General features: G+C 67.0%; 1 protein-coding gene. It reads left to right on the forward strand.

All coding sequences use genetic code 11. The features are described 5' to 3' along the window. The first annotated feature begins 92 nt into the window (after positions 1 to 92). Positions 93 to 1250: an IS110 family RNA-guided transposase gene (locus tag Q7A36_RS39570; RefSeq protein ID WP_305109280.1), complete on the forward strand. Its 1158-nt coding sequence runs from the start codon at positions 93 to 95 to the stop codon at positions 1248 to 1250. Positions 1251 to 1775 lie beyond the last annotated feature (525 nt).

Consider the following 1775-nt stretch of genomic DNA (forward strand, 5'->3'; position numbering starts at 1 on the left):
TCGTTCAGCTTGGCGGTGTAGATGAGAAGCTATGGGGCAGGCGGCGAGGTTGGAGCACCATCGGCGCAGGTAGTCATCCATGGAGTAGGTCCATGTCCCAGCCGAACGACCTCAGCAGGTCCCTTGTCCCGCTCGAGCAGGACAGCACGCTTGTCGCCGTGCTCGAGTTGAGCCAGTCGAGTTGGCTGGTTGCCGGGGCCGTTCCAGGCGTTGAGCGCCAGCCGTTGAAGAAGCTGGATCCGGACGAGCAAGCCTTGCTCCGACTGCTGCAGCGTTGGCAGGAGGAAGCGACCCGGGCCGGACGCAGGGTGACCCGTATCGCGGTTGCCTACGAGGCTGGCCGTGATGGCTTCTGGCTGGCACGATGGCTGCGCTCGCGCGGGATCGAGGTGCATGTCATTCATCCGACCAGCGTGGCGATCTCGCGCGAGCACAAGCGGGCGAAGACCGACCGGCTCGACACGGCGATGCTGATGCGGGTGTTCCTGGGTTGGCTGCGTGGCGAGCGGGGGCACTGCGGGATGGTCGCGGTGCCCTCAGCCGAGGAGGAGGACGCCAAGCGGCCAAGCCGTGAGCGCGAGAGCCTGGTTGGCGAACGCACCCGTATCGTCAACCGCATGAAGGGTGCCCTGGCGCGGCTCGGCATCCGCGGCTTCAAGCCCGAGTTGCGCCGGGCGCCGGAACGCCTCGAGACTTTGCGCACGCCGGAGGGTCTGCCGATCCCGCCCAACACGCTGGAGGAGTTTCGGCGCGACTTGGCGCGGTTGGGGATGGTGCGCGAGCAGATCGCGGCGATCGAGCAGGCTCGCGTGGTGCGCCTGGAGCAGGCCCCGAGAACGGGACCGCACGCCATGGTGCGCCTGCTGGCCAGCATCACCGGGGTCGGCGTCGAGACGGCGGACATGCTGGTGCAGGAAGTACTCTCGCGGAACCTGCGAGATCGCAGGGCGGTGGCGCGCTACGCCGGGCTGACGGGCTCGCCCGACGAGAGCGGGTCCAAACGGCGAGAGAAGGGGCTGGCCAAGTCCGGCAATGCCCGAGTGCGCCGCGGCCTGATCCAGCTCGCCTGGCGGTTCCTCCGGTTCCAGAAGGAGAGTGCGCTGGTGCAGTGGTATCGCGCGCGGACCGCTCAGGGTGCGCGCAAGACAACCATGATCGTCGCCCTCGCCAGAAAGCTGCTCATCGCCTTGTGGCGCATGGTCGCTACCGGCGAGGTCCCGCAAGGCGTCGTGCTGCGACCAGCCGCCTGACTGCCGCAAGTGGGGCAAACACATACAGTTTCGGCGTCCGGCCGCGCTCCCGCGGTAGGGCGTTGACAACGGTCCGAGGTGGCGGTGACCCGAGTACTCGCATGGCTTGCATGCCGAGATGAGAATGGGCCCGCCGCCCCGGAGCTTCGCCGCCGAAGCGCATGGCTGCTTCATGGTCCGGATCCCAGGCGATCCAACCGAATACAAGGTCGCGGCGCGATGTCTCGCGCCCAAGGCGGGCTCCCCTCGGTCGTTCTCCTGTTGCCTGTCAGCACGCGTTTTCGAGTGTCAAGGATGACGGCCTGTCGGGCCCCTCTCAATGCTGGCCTTCGGCCACCGCCTTCGGCGGCTGACGGCATTGACAGGGGCCCGACAGGCCGTCGTTGGCTTCTGATCGAACGACGGCAAGAACCTGCCGACGAACCGCATGGGCGGGCGACCTGCACCCGCTCATCCCGGTAGGCAGAAGGAGCAATGCCATCTGAAATCTGTTGACACCGGTAAGCCCCATACAAGCGAGTACAT

It is taken from the genome of Paracraurococcus lichenis, assembly GCF_030657435.1.
In the GTDB taxonomy this organism is placed as follows: domain Bacteria; phylum Pseudomonadota; class Alphaproteobacteria; order Acetobacterales; family Acetobacteraceae; genus Paracraurococcus; species Paracraurococcus lichenis.

Excerpts from the sequence above, each read along its gene's own strand:
- Q7A36_RS39570 (WP_305109280.1), top strand. The coding sequence starts at position 93 with ATGTCCCAGCCGAACGACCTCAGCAGGTCCCTTGTCCCGCTCGAGCAG.